This window comes from Cellulomonas sp. PSBB021 (assembly GCF_002240455.1).
Classification (GTDB): Bacteria; Actinomycetota; Actinomycetes; order Actinomycetales; family Cellulomonadaceae; genus Cellulomonas; species Cellulomonas uda.
Window position 1 is genome coordinate 3,689,226 of the sequence record NZ_CP021430.1, and the last position, 15,340, is coordinate 3,704,565.

Genomic DNA, 15,340 nt, shown 5'->3' on the forward strand with positions numbered 1-15,340 from the left:
GGGGCGGGGTCTCAGGCGCTCCGCTGCGACGGGCAGGACCCGCCGCACAGGAACGGGGCGACCGTGTACTGCGCGCCGACGTCGCCGCGCAGCAGCCAGGTCAGGACGAGCGCGGGCGCGGTGCGCGCGGTGTGCCGCCACTGCGCCCCGACGCGCAGCACGGGCGCGTGCCCGCAGCGTCGGGTGACGCGCGACAGCACCGTCACGGCGGCGGCAGGGTCGGGGCCGGCGCCCACCTGGTGCGTGCCCTGGTCGCCCGTGAGCTCGACGAGGAAGCACGCGCCGTCACCCTTGACGGCGCGCACGACCTGCGCGATGCGCGTGTCGGTGACCTCGAGCGTGACGACCAGGGCGTGACCGGCCTCGAGCTTGACGAGGTGCTCGCCGAGCGCGGCGGCCGGCAGGGGCGACCAGCGGTCGGGAGCGGAGGCGGACATGACGAGCAGCTCTCGAGCGGGCTCGCGGGAGGACCAGGCGGTCGGGACGGTGTCGGGCACGGTGGCCCGTGCGGTGGGGCGGTGCACGGGAGGCTCCTTCGGTCACGGCTGCGGTGCGGACGGTCCGACGGGCACCGCAGCCGGGTGCCGGTCGGTGTGGGCGGCGCTACGACGTCGAGCGCGCCGGTGTGCGGGTGCGCGTTCCTGCCCCGCGCAGGGCGAGGGTCACGCGTTGGTCGAGCGGGAGGCTCGCGAGGGCACGGCGTTGGAGGTAGGCGGCGCGGCGGACCGCGCGGAGGTCGGCGGCGTGCCGGGCCGCCTCACCCCTGGTCGAGGGGCTCACTGTGCACCGGTCCCGGGGACGGCTCGTCGTCGCCGCCCGTCGACAGCATCGCGAGGCTGAGGAGCGCGGCGACGAGCAGCGACGTGCCCGAGAGCACGACGGCCGACCACGCGAGTGCGCTGCTGCCGACGCTGCGCACGCGCAGGACCGCGACGACGAGCGCGACGAGCGCGACGGGGATCGCCAGCACCGGCACGAGCAGCACGAGCAGCAGCGCGAACGCACCGGCGACGAGCGCGACGACCGAGGCCGCGTCGGGTCCGGCGGGCCGTGCCGGCGCGGTGAGCGTCTCCTGCGCGGCGGCGAGCGCGACGACGGGCGTGTGGCCCGCGGGCGTGACGGTCCCGGCGATGACGTCCACCGACCCGAGGTCGGCGAGCACCTCGGTGACGTCGGCGGTCGAGGGGGCCGGGCCGAGCGCCTCGCGCAGGTGCTCGCGCACCGCGTCGAGGGTGTCCTCGCGCTCGCGCGGGTCGGCGGCGACGAGCGCGCGCTCGAGGTCGGCGAGGTAGGCCGCGACGAGCGGGTGCTCCGGGGCGGGGGGCCGGCTCATCGGGACTCCTCCAGCACGGTGTCGACGTCCTGGCGGAACGGTTCCCACGCACGGGTGAACAGGTCGAGCGCGGTGCGACCTTGCGGGGTGAGCTCGTAGTAGCGGCGTGGTGGGCCGCTCGTGGACTCCTGCCAGGACGTCTCCACCCAGCCCTGCCGGCGCATGCGCGACAGCAGCGGGTAGAGCGTTCCCTCGCTCGCGAACAGCACCTGGTAGCGGGACAGGCGGGTGGCCAGCTCGAGGCCGTACGCCCTGTCCTTGCGCAGGCACGCGAGCACGCAGTACTCGAGGACCCCCTTGCGCAGCTGCGTCAGCAGCGCGTCCGACTCTGCGGCCATGCGGGGGAACTTAGCAGTCTCTTGCGCCGCAAGGTAGTGACTGGTGCAAAGATCTCTGCTGTGGTTAGAGCGAGCGGCGACCGGTGCCGCCCGAGGACCGAGATGGGGGTTCAGTGCAGTACATGAGGAAGATCGCGACCGCGCTCGTCGTGGCCGCGCTCGTGCTGGGTGGGGGGACCGCCGCGCGCGCCGAGGACGACGCTCCGACGTCGGACGACACCGCCCTGCAGGAGTACCTCGACTCGCTGAGCCCTCAGGAGCGTGCCGAGTTCGTCGAGACGCAGCTGCCGGCCACCACCGACGTCGTCGTCGGGGGCCAGCAGCCCGCCGACATCACGGCCGTGCGCTCGCTGCTCGCCGCGCGCGCCTCGGGCCTGTCCGTGACCCCCTCGGCCACCGGGTGCTGGTCGCAGCGGTGGACCTGGGCACCCCGGGCCGCCGCCGGCAACACGCTGTACACCTACTACCACGTGGGCCACTGGTGCGCGTCGGGCAGCAGCGTCACCTCCGCGCGCATCGCGGACTCCGGTGGCGAGACGTCCACGCCCGGCTGGTCCTACGAGGGCGTGACGGGCAGCGGCAAGGGCGTCGTGTCCAACGAGGGCCGCTCCTACACGCGGCACAAGTTCGTGCTCAAGGTCGGGGGCATCACGCTCCAGTCCCCGACGCCGTGCGCCCGCGTCAAGGGCCGGGCGTCGGGCACCTCGAGCGCCGACTCGGTGTGCGGGATCTCCTGACGCGCACCTGAGGGACCACCGCGGTGACCGGTCGTTGGAGGGCGACCGGTCACCGCGGAGCAGTGCGTGACGACGCGCACAGGCTGCCGTGCCGCGGCGCGCAGGGGGCGCCGCGGCACGTTGGGGCACGATGACCGGGTGGTGACGCCCGAGAGCCCCGAGAGCCCTGAGAGTCCTGAGAGCGCAGCGGGTGCCGCGGGCGCTCGGGCCCCGCGGCCTGTGCTCGCGCGCGTCAAGGCCTGGGTCGACCCGCTCGTCGTCATGATCCTCGCGGTCCTCGCCGTGGGGCTGCTGTGGCCGGCGACGGGTGCGTTCGCGGACCTGCTCGAGACCGTCCGCACGGTCGCGATCGTCGTCCTGTTCGGCCTGTACGGCGCCCGGATGCCCACGCAGGAGGTCGTGCGCGGCCTGCGCAACTGGCGGCTGCAGGGCTCGATGCTCGCCGCGACCTTCGTCGTCTTCCCCGTCCTCGGCCTCGCCGCGCAGCTCCTGCCCGACTCGGTGCTCGCCCCCGAGCTGCGCTCGGGCGTGCTGTACCTGTCCCTGCTCCCCTCGACCGTCCAGGCATCGGTGGTGTTCACCTCCGTCGCCCGCGGGGACGTCGCCGGCGCGATCACCGGCGCGACGATCTCCAACGTCGCCGGCGTCGTGCTCACGCCCGCGCTCGTCGCGCTCACCCTGGGCGCCACCTCCGGCGGGCTGCACGGCGACGCCGTGCGCAGCGTGCTGCTGCAGGTGCTGCTGCCGTTCGTCGTCGGGCAGGTGCTCGAACGCTGGACCGGCGCGTGGCTGCGCGCGCGCAGACGCCTCACCCAGGTCACCGACCGCGTGGTCATCCTCCTCGTCGCCTACACCTCCGTGAGCCAGGCGCAGACCTCGGGCGCGTGGGACCACGTGACGCTCGCCGCGCTCGTCGTCCTCGCCGCGGTGTGCGCGGTGCTGCTCGCCGTCATGCTCACGCTCACCTGGTGGGCCGGCGGCCGGCTCGGGCTCGACCGCGGCGCGCGGATCGCGCTGCTCATGTGCGGCTCCAAGAAGAGCCTCGCAACGGGCCTGCCCATGGCCGCGGTGCTGTTCTCACCGGTCGTCGCGGCCACCGTCGCGCTGCCCGTGATCGTGTTCCACCAGATCCAGCTGGCCACGTGCGCCGTCGTGGCCCGGCGCCTGGGTGGCGTCCGGTAGCGTGCGCTCGAACCGCACCGTGCGGAGAGCACCACAGGGAGCATCGTGACGCAGCCCGGAGTCGTCCCCCGACCCGTCCACCTGGAGCTGGGCACCGAGGCGCCGTTCGTCGTGGGCGAGTCGGCGACCGTCGTCGTGGACCCCCGGCCGGACCTCATCGCGCACGGCGTGCTCGCCGCGGACCTGCTCGGACGCGTCACCGACCAGGCGATCGAGGTGCGCTACACCGACGACGCGCGGGGGGCCCGGGACGTCATCCGGCTGCGCCTCGCGGCGCCCGACGAGACCGACCTGCTGCCGGGCGACGAGGCGTACACGATCGTCGCCGCACCGAGCCGCATCGAGGCGGTCGCGCGCACCTCCGCCGGCCTGACGCGTGCCCTGGTGACGTTGCGCCAGCTGCTCGAGCAGGGCAGCGACGGCGTGTGGCGGGTGCCGACCGTCGTCGTGCGCGACGCGCCCCGGTTCACCTGGCGCGGGCTGTCCGTGGACGTGGCGCGCCACTTCCTGTCGGTCGACGACCTGAAGGTCGTCGTCGGCCTGATGGCGCACTACAAGCTCAACGTGCTGCACCTGCACCTCACCGACGACCAGGGCTGGCGCCTGCACGTGCCGTCGCGCCCGCACCTCGCCCGCAAGTCGTCGGGCACGGCCGTCGGCGGCGACCGGGGCGGCTGCTACACGCCGACCGACTTCGCGGACCTCGTGCAGTACGCCGACGCGCGCGGCATCACCGTGGTCCCCGAGATCGACGTCCCCGGGCACGTCAACGCCGCGACCCACGCGTACGGCGAGCTCACGCCCGACGGCGTGCCGACCGACGAGTACACCGGCATCGAGGTCGGCTTCTCGCGCCTGTACGCGGACCTGCCCGCGACGGGCGAGTTCCTGCGCGCGGTGTTCGCCGACGTCGCCGCGATGACCCCCGGCCCGTACGTGCACATCGGCGGCGACGAGGTGCTCACCATGGAGCCGGACGAGTACGCGACGCTCGTCGGCGAGGCGGCCGCCGCGGTGCGGGCCGCCGGCAAGAAGGTCGTCGGCTGGCAGGAGATCGCCTCGGCGCCGCTCGAGCCCGGCACCGTCGTGCAGTACTGGGACACGCGCGTCGACCCGGAGCCGTTCGTGGCCGCGGCCCGCGCGGGCGCGTCGATCCTCATGTCGCCCGCGTCCAAGGTCTACCTCGACATGAAGTACGACGAGCGCACCGCGCTGGGCCTGGAGTGGGCCGGGCACGTCGAGGTGCGCGACGCGTACGAGTGGGAGCCCACCACGCTCGTCGAGGGCCTGCCGGCCGAGTCGGTCGTCGGGGTCGAGGCCGCGGTGTGGACCGAGACCATCCGCGACCTGGACGGGCTCACGACGATGCTGCTGCCGCGGCTCGCGGCCGTCGCGGAGGTCGCGTGGACCGCACCCGAGCGGCGCGACTGGGAGGACTTCCGCACGCGCGTCGCCGAGCACGGCCCGTTCTGGGACCGCCTGGGCGTGCGCTGGTACGCGAGCGGGCAGGTCGCATGGCCGAGCCGGACGCGCGGGACGCGGACGGCCTGACCCCTGCTCGGCTCAGGGGCCGGACCGGGCTCAGGGGCCGGTCACACCCACTGGCGCAGCCACATGTGCTGGTGCCAGAAGTCGTACGGCACGGTCCAGCCCGCCCAGATCGGGTAGAAGAACGCGCTCACCAGCACGACGACCGCCAGGAAGACGCCGACGCCGATGATCGCGCCACGACGCGCCCGCGGAGGGAGCGTCGGTGGCCCGACGACCAGGGTCAGCACGTACACGAGCGTGAGCACCACCCACGGCGTGAACGCGATCGAGTAGAACGCGAAGATCGTGCGCTCGGAGTACAGGAACCACGGCGCCCACCCGGCGACCAGGCCGGACAGCACCGCGCCCGCGCGCCAGTCGCGGTACCAGACGAGCCAGAACAGCGCGACGAGGATCGCCGCGGCGCCGGCCCACCAGACCACGGGGTTGCCGATCGCGAGGATCGCGCGCGCGCAGTGGTCCGTCCCGCACGCCGCCTGGGCGTCCGCGCCCGACAGGCCGGACTCGTCGCCCCAGAAGAAGGACGTCGGTCGCCACTGCACGATCCAGCCGAGCGGGTGCGCCTGGTAGGTGTGCGGCGAGTCCAGGTCCCGGTGGAAGTTCCACATCTGCCGGTGGAACTCGAACAGCGAGCGCAGCCCCTCGGGCAGGAACGTCAGGCCCTCGCCGGGGTGCTCCGCCGCCCACTGCCGCCCGTAGGAGCCCGCGTTCGTGAACCACGACCACCACGTGCCGACGTACACGACGACCGCCGTGCCCACCATGACGAACGCCGCCGGGACCGCGTCCCGCACGAACGCCACGGCGGCCCACACGCGTACCCCGGCGGTGCGCCGCGCGGTCGCGTCCCACAGCACCGTCAGCACACCGAACACCGCGAGGAAGTACAGGCCGGACCACTTGGTGCCGATCGCGAGGCCCAGCAGCACCGCGGCCGCGAACCGCCACCACCGCCACCCGAGCCCCGGCCCGAACTCGGTCTCCTTGCCCTCCGCGAGCAACGCCGCCTGGCGGACCGCGAGCCGCCGCCGGGACTGCTCGCGGTCGAGCACCAGCGCCCCGAACGCGGCGAGCACGAAGAACATCAGTACCGGGTCGAGCAGCGACGTGCGCGACATGACGATCCCCATGCCGTCGATCGCGAGCAGACCACCCGCGACCGCCCCCCACGCGGTCGACGCGAACAGCCGCCGCGCGATCCGCGTGAGCATGAGGACCGACAGCGTGCCCAGCACCGCCACCGCGAGCCGCCACGAGAACGCCGACTCGACGCCGCCGCCCAGCCGCATGCCGAGCCCGATGAGCCACTTGCCGACCTGCGGGTGCACGAAGTACTCGGCCTTCGTGCCGAGCATCGACGCGTCACCCTGCTCGAAGCGCGGGTTCGGCTCCTCGCCCCAGTCGGCCTCGTAGCCGCGCTCGACGAGCGACCAGCCGTCCTTGACGTAGTACGTCTCGTCGAACACGAGCTCGTGCGGCGAGCCGAGGTTCCAGAACCGCAGCACGGCGCCGAGGGCCGTGACGGCGAGCGCGACGACCCAGCCGACGACACGGTTGCGTCGCGTCGCGTCCAGCGCGAGCGTCGCTGCCCCGAGCAGGCGTTCGCGGAGCTCGTCGGCGTCCGGGATGCGACGCTCGGGCGCGGCCGTGGCGACGACCGGACCGGCGCCCCACGGCGGCGCGTCGACCGCGGTCTGCGTCCCGGCCGCGTCGCCGGCCGCTTCGCCGGCCGCTGTGCCGGCTGCCGTGCCCGACGGCGTGCCGGCGGACGGGTCGGCCCAGCCGTCTCCCGTCCGTGGCTCGTCCGGCGGGGACTCCTGCTCCGGCTCGAGCGGCACGGGCGCGACGTACGGCGTGCTCCACCCCGCGGGCGGGCCGGGCAGGGGCGCCGGGTGCGGCGCGCCGTTCGTACCGGGCGGCGCGAGGCCGTCCTCGGGACGGGCGGCCCCGGCGCGCGCACGCGCGTCGTCGGGCGCTCCCGGGGTGGGGTCGACGGCGTCGGGCGACTGCGGCACGCGGACATGCTACGGGTGCGACCAGTTGATGGGGACTCGTCCTCGATCGTTCCGTCCCGGACGGTGCCGGGTGGCAGGCTGGGCGCATGGCGCACGACGAGACCGCGGGACGCCTGGTGCTCGCCGCGACCCCCATCGGCAACGTCGACGACGCCTCCGCGCGCCTGCGCACGCTGCTCGCGACGGCCGACGTGGTGGCGGCGGAGGACACGCGCCGCCTGCGCGCACTCGCCGCACGCCTCGGGGTCGAGGTGCGCGGCCGCGTGGTCTCGCACCACGAGCACAACGAGGCGTCGCGCTCCGACGAGCTGCTGGACGTCGTCGCGGGCGGCGGCACGGTCGTCGTCGTGACGGACGCGGGGATGCCCGCCGTGTCCGACCCCGGGTTCCGCGTCGTGACCGCCGCGGTGCAGGCCGGCCTGCCGGTCACGGCCGCCCCCGGCCCGAGCGCGGTCCTCACCGCGCTCGCGCTGTCCGGCCTGCCCACGGACCGGTTCTGCTTCGAGGGGTTCGCGCCGCGCAAGCCCGGTGAGCGCGCACGGGCCCTGGCCGCGCTCGCGGACGAGCGACGCACCATGGTGTTCTTCGAGGCGCCGCACCGGCTCGAGGCGCTGCTGGGCGCGATGGTCGACGCGTTCGGCGCCGACCGGCCCGCAGCCGTGTGCCGGGAGCTCACCAAGACCTACGAGGAGGTCCGCCGTGGCGCGCTCGCCGAGCTCGCGCAGTGGGCCGCGGGCGAGGTGCGCGGCGAGGTCGTCGTCGTCGTGGGCGGTGCGACCCGGCCCGCCGGCGGGGGTGACCTGACGGCGCTCGTCGCGCAGGTGCGTGCGCGGGTGGACTCCGGCGAGCGCCTCAAGGACGCCGCGCGGGCGGTCGCGGCCGCTGCGGGCGTCCCGACGCGCTCGCTCTACGAGGCGGCGCTGCCCGCAGCGGGGACGCGCCCCGCACCCTGACGCCGCGCGCGGGCGGTGGCAGGCTGGGACCGGATGCCGACCGCACCGGCCGGCGACAGGAGGGGTGCCATGGACCAGGGCCGACGCGCGCTGCTCGTCGTCGACGTGCAGCCCACGTTCTGCGAGGGCGGCGCGCTGCCCGTCGCGGGCGGCAACGACGTGGCGGAGGCGATCGCCCGGTACGCCGCCGCGCACCGCGACCGGTACGACGTCGTCGTGACCACCCAGGACTGGCACGTCGACCCCGGCGCGCACTTCTCCGACGCGCCGGACTTCGTCGACACCTGGCCGCCGCACGGCGTCGCGGGCACCGCGGAGGCCGAGCTGCACCCGGCGCTGTCCGAGCTCGGGCCCGACGTGAGCGTCCGCAAGGGCGAGTACGCCGCCGCGTACTCCGGGTTCGAGGGAGTCGACGCGCGGGGGCGTGCCCTCGCGGAGATCCTGCGCGATGAGCAGGTGACCGAGGTGGACGTCGTCGGGATCGCCGAGTCGCACTGCGTGCGCGCGACGGCACTCGACGCGCACGCCGAGGGGCTGCGCACGCGCGTCCTGACCGACCTGACCGTCCCCGTGACCCCCGAGCTGGGCGCGGCGGCGCGCGACGACCTGCGAGCCGCGGGCGTCAAGCTGGTGGCGAGCACCGCCGCGTTCGTGGACTAGACCCCGATGCCCCGCGCCCACCCGCCCGCCACCCCCGCCCCCGGCGCGGTCTGCTCGCTGCCGCCCGACCCCGCGGTTCCTCCGGCTCGGACGGGCCGGAAGCGGAGGAAGCGCGGGGTCGTCGGCTCGGCGTCGCGCGAGGCCGGGGTTGCTCCGGGTCCGGAGCCACGCAGCCGGAGGAAGTGCGGGGTCGCGGGGGCGCGGTGGACCGGGCGCGCGGTCGGGGTCGTCGTCGGGCTCGTCGTGGGGGGAACCGTGCTCGCGGGGTGCGTCGAGCCCGCGACGACGACGAGCGGGCCGACGATGCTGGGCTCCGCCCCGGCCGGCGGGCCGACGAGCGGGCCGACGAGCGGGGCCACCGGTGGGGCCGCTGACGGGTCCGGCCTGCCGGCGCCCGTCCAGCCGTCCGGGCCCGCGACCGTCGAGGTCGACGTCGCGACGCTCGCGACCGGGCTCGACGTGCCCTGGGGGATCGCCCCGCTCGACGACGGGCGCTCGCTGGTGACGATGCGCGACGAGGCGCGGCTGGTCCTCGTCGACGCCGACGGCACCGTCACGCCGGTGACCGGCCCGGGTGCGCGCGGCCTCACGGACGTCGTCGCCCCGCAGGGCGAGGGCGGGCTGCTCGGTGTGGCGGTGTTCGGCCGCACCGGCGGCGGCCTGGACGTCGCGCTGTACGCGACGACCTCGCGGGACAACCGCGTGCTGCGCGCGACGCTCACGGGCGACGCGCTCGGCCCGCTGACGCCGGTGCTCACGGGCATCCCCGCGGCCCGGAACCACGACGGCGGGCGGCTCGCGGTCGGTCCGGACGGCTACCTGTACGTCAGCACGGGTGACGCGGGCGACCCTCGTCGGGCCCAGGACCCGGACAGCCTCGGCGGCAAGATCCTGCGGATCACGCCCGAGGGGGCCGCGGCGCCCGGCAACCCGGTGGAGGGCTCGCCCGTGTGGAGCCTCGGGCACCGGAACGTGCAGGGCATGGGCTGGTCGCCGGACGGTCGGATGTTCGCCTCGGAGTTCGGCCAGAACACGTGGGACGAGCTCAACGTCATCCACCGGGGTGCCAACTACGGCTGGCCGCTGGTCGAGGGGCAGGGTGGCGCTGGTGAGGGGTTCGTCGACCCGGTCGCGGTGTGGCGGACCGCCGACGCGTCGCCGAGCGGGCTCGCCGTGACCGACGAGGGCGTGTACCTCGCGGGGCTGCGCGGCCAACGTCTGTGGCGCGTGCCGCTGCGGCCCGCGGCGGCGACGGACTCCGACGGTGTGGGGGAGCCGCATGCCCTGCTCGAACGCCGGCACGGTCGCCTGCGCGCGGTCGCGGTCGCACCCGACGGGGCATTGCTCGTCGTCACCGGAAACACCGACGGTCGCGGCGACCCGCGCCCGGACGACGACACGATCCTGCGGCTGACGATCCGCTGACCTGCGGCGACGCGCTGTCGCCGGGTTGTCCACAGGGCGTCGGCGGGCCGTTGCCCGTCCCGGCTACCGTCCTGCCACGACCGATACCGGGGGTGGAGATGGACGGGTTCGAGGTGGACACCGACAGGCTGCGCGAGCACGCGCGGCACGTCCGCGAGCGCGCGGGAGACGTCGCGGAACTCGCGCCGGTCGCGCTCGCGATGGCCGCCGACCCCGGTGCATTCGGGATCGCGCTCGCCCCGGTCGGCAACGCCATGGCGCTCGCGCAGGCGGCCTGCGGCGTCGCGATCGGCGGCGTCGGGGGCGCCCTCGCCGTCACGGGCACGGCGGTCGATGTGGTGGCCGACTCGTACGACGTGACCGACACGGCCGTGCGCACGGTGTTCCGTGCGGGACAGGTGGTGCTGCGATGAGCGGGCTGCCCGTTCCCGGGGTCGAGGTGGCCGAGACCGAGGCGTGGCACTCGGGCGCGGGGCTGATCAGTGACGTCGCGAGCCTTGCCGGGCAGGCCCGTAGCGGGTCGTGGGTCGACGCCACGCTGAGCACGGCGGCCCTGGCGGGCAACGGTGTGGCGCTCGGGGTGGACCCGCTCGGCGCGGCGGTCGCGTGGGGAGTCGGGTGGGTGCTGGACCACGTGCAGCCGCTCAAGGGGTGGCTCGACGAGGTCGGGGGCGACGCCGACCAGGTCACCGCGTACGCGCGCACGTGGGAGACGATCGAGCGGGACCTCGTCGCGGCCGCCGACGGGCTCGAGAGCGACGTCGCGCGTGACCTGGCGTCGATGTCCGGCCCCGCTGTCGCCGCCTACCGCGGCGTGGCGTCGGTCCAGGTCGAGGCCGCCCGGACCGTCGCGCACGCGGCCGGTGCGCTCGGCAGCGCGCTGGCGGCCTGCGCCAAGCTGGTGCGGATGGTCCACGACCTGATCCGCGACGCCATCGCGGACGTGGTCTCGTCCGTCGTCTGCTGCACCAACCCGGTCTCGGCCGTGGCGAGGGCGAGCCGGCTCGCGGCGCGCTGGGGCGTGCGCCTCGGACCGCAGGTCGTGGCGCTCGCCCGCACGATCGACAACCTCGTCGACCTCGTGCGCTCGGTCACCCGCCCGATCCGGGCCGTCGGCGAGTTCCTGAGGCGGCGCCAGGAGGGGATCGGCCTGTCGAGCGCGGTCGGTCCTGCGGTGACGGGGATCGGGTACTTCACGACAGCGGTCGCCCCGTTCCTCCCGGGGCCGGCGGCCCCGGCGGCAAACGTCCCGCCGTGCGCGCCGCGGCCCTCGCCCTAGGGCGTGTCTCCTAACTGCGTAGCCAGGTGATGATGGCGGCCAGGACGGCGCCTGCGCGGTAGATGGTGGCGTGCTTGTCGTAGCGGGTGGCCAGTCCGCGCCACTGCTTGAGCAGGTTGAACGAGCGCTCGACGACGTTGCGCTTCTTGTAGGTCTCGCGGTCGAAGTTCGGCGGCCGTCCGCCTCGGGCGCCGCGACGTTTGCGGTTGGCCTGCTGGTCGGACGGTTCGGGGATGACGGCCGTGATCCCGCGTCGGCGCAGCATGGACCGGGTGCCGCGCGAGGAGTACGCCTTGTCTCCGAGCACGACGTCCGGCCTCGTGCGCGGGCGCCCGGCACCGACGCGCGGGACCCGGATGTCGGCCAGGACGGCCTCGAGCGCGCGCCCGTCGTGCGACTGACCCGGGGTCACCACCACAGCCAGCGGGCGGCCACGACCGTCGACGGCGTGATGGATCTTGCTGGTCAACCCGCCACGCGACCGTCCGATGCCGTGACCTGCAGGTTCACTGTGGACGGCGTCGCCACGCGGGTTCTTGTGATTCGACGAAGCCCCCTGTGTCCTGCTCGGGGCGGGTCGTGTTCGTCGCGTGCTGGTGAGCCCGATTGATCGTGGAGTCCACCGACACCGTCCAGTCGATCTGCCCGACGGCGTCGGCCTCGGCCAGCAGCTGAGCCCAGACCCGGTCCCACGTCCCGTCGTCGGCGAACCGCTTGTGCCGCTTCCACACTGTCTGCCACGGCCCGAACGCCTCACGAGGCAGGTCCCGCCACGGGATCCCGGTCCGGTACCGGTAGGCGATGCCCTCGACCACCGTGCGGTGATCACCGAACGGACGACCCACCTTGCCCACGTTCGAGGGCAGCAACGGCTCGATCCGCGCCCACTGCTCATCCGTCAACACCCGGAACCGACTCACGACCGCGAGTCTGACAGGCACCTCACCTCAGAGTTAGGAGACACGCCCTAGGTGGACGCGCCCTCGGCGCACGCGGACGCTCACCTAGGATCGGGCGCATGTCCCGCATCCTGTCGGCCGTCGCGTGGCCGTACGCGAACGGTCCCCGTCACATCGGTCACGTCGCCGGCTTCGGCGTCCCGTCGGACGTCTTCTCGCGCTACATGCGCATGGCGGGCCACGACGTGCTGATGGTCTCGGGGACCGACGAGCACGGCACGCCGATCCTCGTCGAGGCCGAGAAGCAGGGCACGACCCCGCAGGCGCTCGCGGACCGGTACAACCGCGTGATCGCGGAGGACCTCACCGCGCTGGGCCTGACGTACGACCTGTTCACGCGGACGACGACGCGCAACCACTACGCGGTGGTGCAGGAGATGTTCCGCACCGTGCACGCCAACGGCTACATGATCGAGAAGACGACCATGGGTGCCATCAGCCCGAGCACGGGGCGCACGCTGCCGGACCGCTACATCGAGGGCACGTGCCCGATCTGCGGCTACGACGGCGCGCGCGGCGACCAGTGCGACAACTGCGGCAACCAGCTGGACCCGGTGGACCTGGTCAACCCGCGCAGCCGGATCAACGGCGAGAAGCCGAAGTTCGTGGAGTCGACGCACTTCTTCCTCGACCTGCCGGCGTTCGCGAACGCGCTCGACGCGTGGCTGCGCACGCGCTCGGACTGGCGGCCCAACGTCCTGAACTTCTCGCTCAACCTCGTCGACGACATGCGTCCGCGCGCCATGACGCGGGACATCGACTGGGGGATCCCGGTGCCGCTCGCAGGCTGGGAGGACAACCCGAACAAGCGGCTGTACGTGTGGTTCGACGCGGTGATCGGCTACCTGTCGGCGTCGATCGAGTGGGCGCGCCGCTCGGGCGACCCGGACGCGTGGCGACAGTGGTGGAACGACCCGGACGCGCGGTCGTACTACTTCATGGGCAAGGACAACATCACGTTCCACTCGCAGATCTGGCCCGCGGAGCTGCTCGGCTACGACGGCAAGGGCGCCAAGGGCGGCGCGCCGGGCGCGTACGGCGAGCTCCAGCTCCCGACGGAGGTCGTCAGCTCCGAGTTCCTCACCATGGAGGGCCGCAAGTTCGCGTCGTCGCGCGGCATCGTCATCTACGTGCGCGACATGCTGGCGCGCTACCAGCCGGACGCGCTGCGCTACTTCATCGCGGTCGCGGGTCCGGAGAACCAGGACTCCGACTTCACGTGGTCGGACTTCCTGCGACGCACCAACGACGAGCTGGTCGCCGGCTGGGGCAACCTGGTGAACCGCACGGCGAGCATGATCCACAAGAACTTCGGCGAGATCCCGGCCGCGGGCGACCTGCTGGACGTGGACCGGGCGATCCTCGACCAGTCGCGCGCGGCGTTCGGGACGGTCGGGGAGCTGATCGGCACGCACCGGCACAAGGCCGCCATCGCGGAGGCGATGCGCGTGGTGCAGGAGGCGAACCGGTACGTCTCGGAGACCGAGCCGTGGAAGCTCAAGGGCGACCGGGAGCGTCTGGGCACGGTGCTGAACACGGCCGCGCAGGTCGTCGCGGACGCGAACACCCTGCTCGCGCCGTTCCTGCCGCACTCGGCGCAGAAGGTGCACGAGACGCTGGGTGGCACGGGCGTGCTCGCGCCGCAGCCGCGTCTCGACGAGGTCACGGACCTGGACGACGAGTCGCGCCACTACCCGGTGATCACGGGTGACTACTCCGACGTGCCGGCGTGGGTCTCGCCCACGCTCACGCCCGGGGCTCCCGTGCCGGCCCCGACGCCGGTGTTCACCAAGCTCGACGACTCGATCGTCGAGGAGGAGCTCGCCCGCTACCAGAACCGCTGATGGGCCGGTCGCGCGAGCGGGGCTGGCCCGCGACGCCCGAGCCGCTGCCGGTCCCGGTGGTGGACAACCACACGCACCTGGAGACGGTGGTCGGCTGGCGTGCGCCGGGCTGGGACGACGAGCGCGCGGACCACGGGGCCGACGAGGGCGGCGAGGGGCCCGACCTCGCCGCGCACCTGGCCCGCGCCGCCGAGGTCGGCGTCACGCGCATGGTGCAGGTCGGCTGCGACGTGGAGGCGGTGCGCTGGACCGACGCCGCGGTGCGCGCGCACCCGGAGCTGCTCGGTGCGGTCGCGGTCCACCCCAACGAGGCGGTGCTGCACGCGGGCGTGCACGAGGTCGCGCCCGACGGCCTCGAGCCGGACCCGCAGCCGTGGCACGACCTGCCGCTGGACGAGGCGCTCGACCTGGTCGCGACGACCGCGCGCGGCAACCCGCGGATCCGGGCGATCGGTGAGACGGGGCTGGACTTCTTCCGCGCGGGGCCGCGGGGCCGTGCGGTGCAGCGTGAGGCGTTCCGCGCCCACGTCGCGCTCGCGAAGGAGCTGGGCCTGGCGCTGCAGATCCACGACCGCGACGCGCACGACGAGGTGGTCGAGGTGCTGCTGCGCGACGGCGCACCCGAGCGCACGGTGTTCCACTGCTTCTCGGGCGGCGAGGACCTCGCGCGGCTCGCGGCCGAGCACGGGTGGTACTGCTCGTTCGCGGGCCCCGTCTCCTTCCCGGCGAACGAGCACCTGCGGGACGCCGCGCGCGTGCTCCCGGCCGAGCTCCTGCTCGTCGAGACGGACGCGCCGTACCTGACGGTGCACCCGCTGCGCGGCCGGCCGAACGCGCCGTACCTCCTGCCCGGGACGGTGCGGGCGCTCGCGGCGGCGCGCGACGAGGACGTGGCGGGGCTGTGCGCGACGCTGGCGCGCACCTCGCAGGAGGTCTACGGCTCCTGGTGACCACCGACCCGCGACGACACGCCGGGCGACACGCCGGAGCACGGGTGGGCCGGGGCGCGCGACCGGGTGATCACCTGCTGGGAAGGTCCAGATGCCGGGTTCCACCGCCGATCA

Annotated in this window: 15 protein-coding genes; 10 read left to right on the plus strand and 5 right to left on the minus strand. The window is 74.4% G+C overall.

Going from position 1 to position 15,340, the window contains the following annotated elements; translation table 11 throughout:
* Window positions 1-11 precede the first annotated feature (11 nt).
* From CBP52_RS16940 to CBP52_RS16950, 3 genes are all read right to left on the minus strand, one after another.
* Window positions 12-524 carry a hypothetical protein gene (locus CBP52_RS16940; protein ID WP_094181945.1) on the minus strand — a complete coding sequence of 171 codons (513 nt, stop codon included), beginning with the start codon at window positions 522-524 and terminating at the stop codon, window positions 12-14.
* Window positions 525-757: 233 nt separating this feature from the next.
* Window positions 758-1,333 carry a hypothetical protein gene (locus CBP52_RS16945; protein ID WP_094181946.1) on the minus strand — a complete coding sequence of 192 codons (576 nt, stop codon included), beginning with the start codon at window positions 1,331-1,333 and terminating at the stop codon, window positions 758-760.
* On the minus strand, window positions 1,330-1,671 hold the full coding sequence (locus CBP52_RS16950) for a PadR family transcriptional regulator (protein WP_094181947.1): 342 nt from the start codon (window positions 1,669-1,671) through the stop codon (window positions 1,330-1,332). The genes CBP52_RS16945 and CBP52_RS16950 overlap by 4 nt, the downstream gene beginning before the upstream one ends.
* A gap of 122 nt (window positions 1,672-1,793) precedes the next feature.
* Here CBP52_RS16950 and CBP52_RS16955 point away from each other — a divergent pair, with 122 nt between their 5' ends.
* The 3 genes from CBP52_RS16955 (at window position 1,794) to CBP52_RS16965 (ending at window position 5,141) form a co-directional block, all read left to right on the plus strand.
* The gene (locus tag CBP52_RS16955; protein ID WP_141320498.1) at window positions 1,794-2,408 is read left to right on the plus strand and encodes a hypothetical protein; all 615 of its coding nucleotides are present in this window, start codon (window positions 1,794-1,796) and stop codon (window positions 2,406-2,408) included.
* 138 nt (window positions 2,409-2,546) lie between these two features.
* Window positions 2,547-3,590: a bile acid:sodium symporter family protein gene (locus CBP52_RS16960; RefSeq protein WP_369826245.1), complete on the plus strand. Its 1,044-nt coding sequence runs from the start codon at window positions 2,547-2,549 to the stop codon at window positions 3,588-3,590.
* A 45-nt stretch (window positions 3,591-3,635) separates the two neighbouring features.
* Window positions 3,636-5,141 (plus strand): family 20 glycosylhydrolase, encoded by a 1,506-nt coding sequence (locus CBP52_RS16965; RefSeq protein ID WP_094181949.1) that lies wholly within the window; start codon window positions 3,636-3,638, stop codon window positions 5,139-5,141.
* Between the two features lie 41 nt (window positions 5,142-5,182).
* Here the strand turns inward: CBP52_RS16965 and CBP52_RS16970 are convergent, their stop codons facing one another.
* Window positions 5,183-7,156: a dolichyl-phosphate-mannose--protein mannosyltransferase gene (locus CBP52_RS16970; RefSeq protein WP_232514568.1), complete on the minus strand. Its 1,974-nt coding sequence runs from the start codon at window positions 7,154-7,156 to the stop codon at window positions 5,183-5,185.
* Window positions 7,157-7,242: 86 nt separating this feature from the next.
* Between CBP52_RS16970 and rsmI the strand changes: the two genes are divergently transcribed.
* From rsmI to CBP52_RS17000, 5 genes are all read left to right on the plus strand, one after another.
* Window positions 7,243-8,109 carry a 16S rRNA (cytidine(1402)-2'-O)-methyltransferase gene (gene rsmI, locus CBP52_RS16975; protein ID WP_094181950.1) on the plus strand — a complete coding sequence of 289 codons (867 nt, stop codon included), beginning with the start codon at window positions 7,243-7,245 and terminating at the stop codon, window positions 8,107-8,109.
* A gap of 69 nt (window positions 8,110-8,178) precedes the next feature.
* Complete coding sequence (locus CBP52_RS16980) at window positions 8,179-8,769, plus strand: isochorismatase family protein (RefSeq protein ID WP_094181951.1); 591 nt, start codon at window positions 8,179-8,181, stop codon at window positions 8,767-8,769.
* Between the two features lie 243 nt (window positions 8,770-9,012).
* On the plus strand, window positions 9,013-10,194 hold the full coding sequence (locus CBP52_RS16990) for a sorbosone dehydrogenase family protein (RefSeq protein ID WP_232514569.1): 1,182 nt from the start codon (window positions 9,013-9,015) through the stop codon (window positions 10,192-10,194).
* Between the two features lie 98 nt (window positions 10,195-10,292).
* Window positions 10,293-10,607, plus strand: coding sequence for a type VII secretion target (locus CBP52_RS16995; protein ID WP_141320357.1), 315 nt, complete (start codon window positions 10,293-10,295; stop codon window positions 10,605-10,607).
* Complete coding sequence (locus CBP52_RS17000) at window positions 10,604-11,473, plus strand: hypothetical protein (protein ID WP_094181954.1); 870 nt, start codon at window positions 10,604-10,606, stop codon at window positions 11,471-11,473. Before CBP52_RS16995 ends, CBP52_RS17000 begins: the two co-directional genes overlap by 4 nt.
* Before the next feature lie 10 nt (window positions 11,474-11,483).
* On the opposite strand, the gene CBP52_RS17005 is transcribed toward CBP52_RS17000, so the two are convergent.
* Window positions 11,484-12,393, minus strand: a protein-coding gene (locus tag CBP52_RS17005; protein ID WP_232514570.1) for an IS5 family transposase whose coding sequence is annotated in 2 segments (ribosomal slippage) — window positions 11,484-12,029 and window positions 12,031-12,393 — 909 coding nt in all. Because the reading frame shifts where the segments join, the coding sequence is not laid out codon by codon here.
* A gap of 98 nt (window positions 12,394-12,491) precedes the next feature.
* On the opposite strand from CBP52_RS17005, the gene metG reads away from it, so the two are divergent.
* Window positions 12,492-14,276: a methionine--tRNA ligase gene (gene metG, locus CBP52_RS17010; protein WP_094181955.1), complete on the plus strand. Its 1,785-nt coding sequence runs from the start codon at window positions 12,492-12,494 to the stop codon at window positions 14,274-14,276.
* Complete coding sequence (locus CBP52_RS17015; RefSeq protein WP_094181956.1) at window positions 14,276-15,226, plus strand: TatD family hydrolase; 951 nt, start codon at window positions 14,276-14,278, stop codon at window positions 15,224-15,226. The genes metG and CBP52_RS17015 overlap by 1 nt, the downstream gene beginning before the upstream one ends.
* Window positions 15,227-15,340 lie beyond the last annotated feature (114 nt).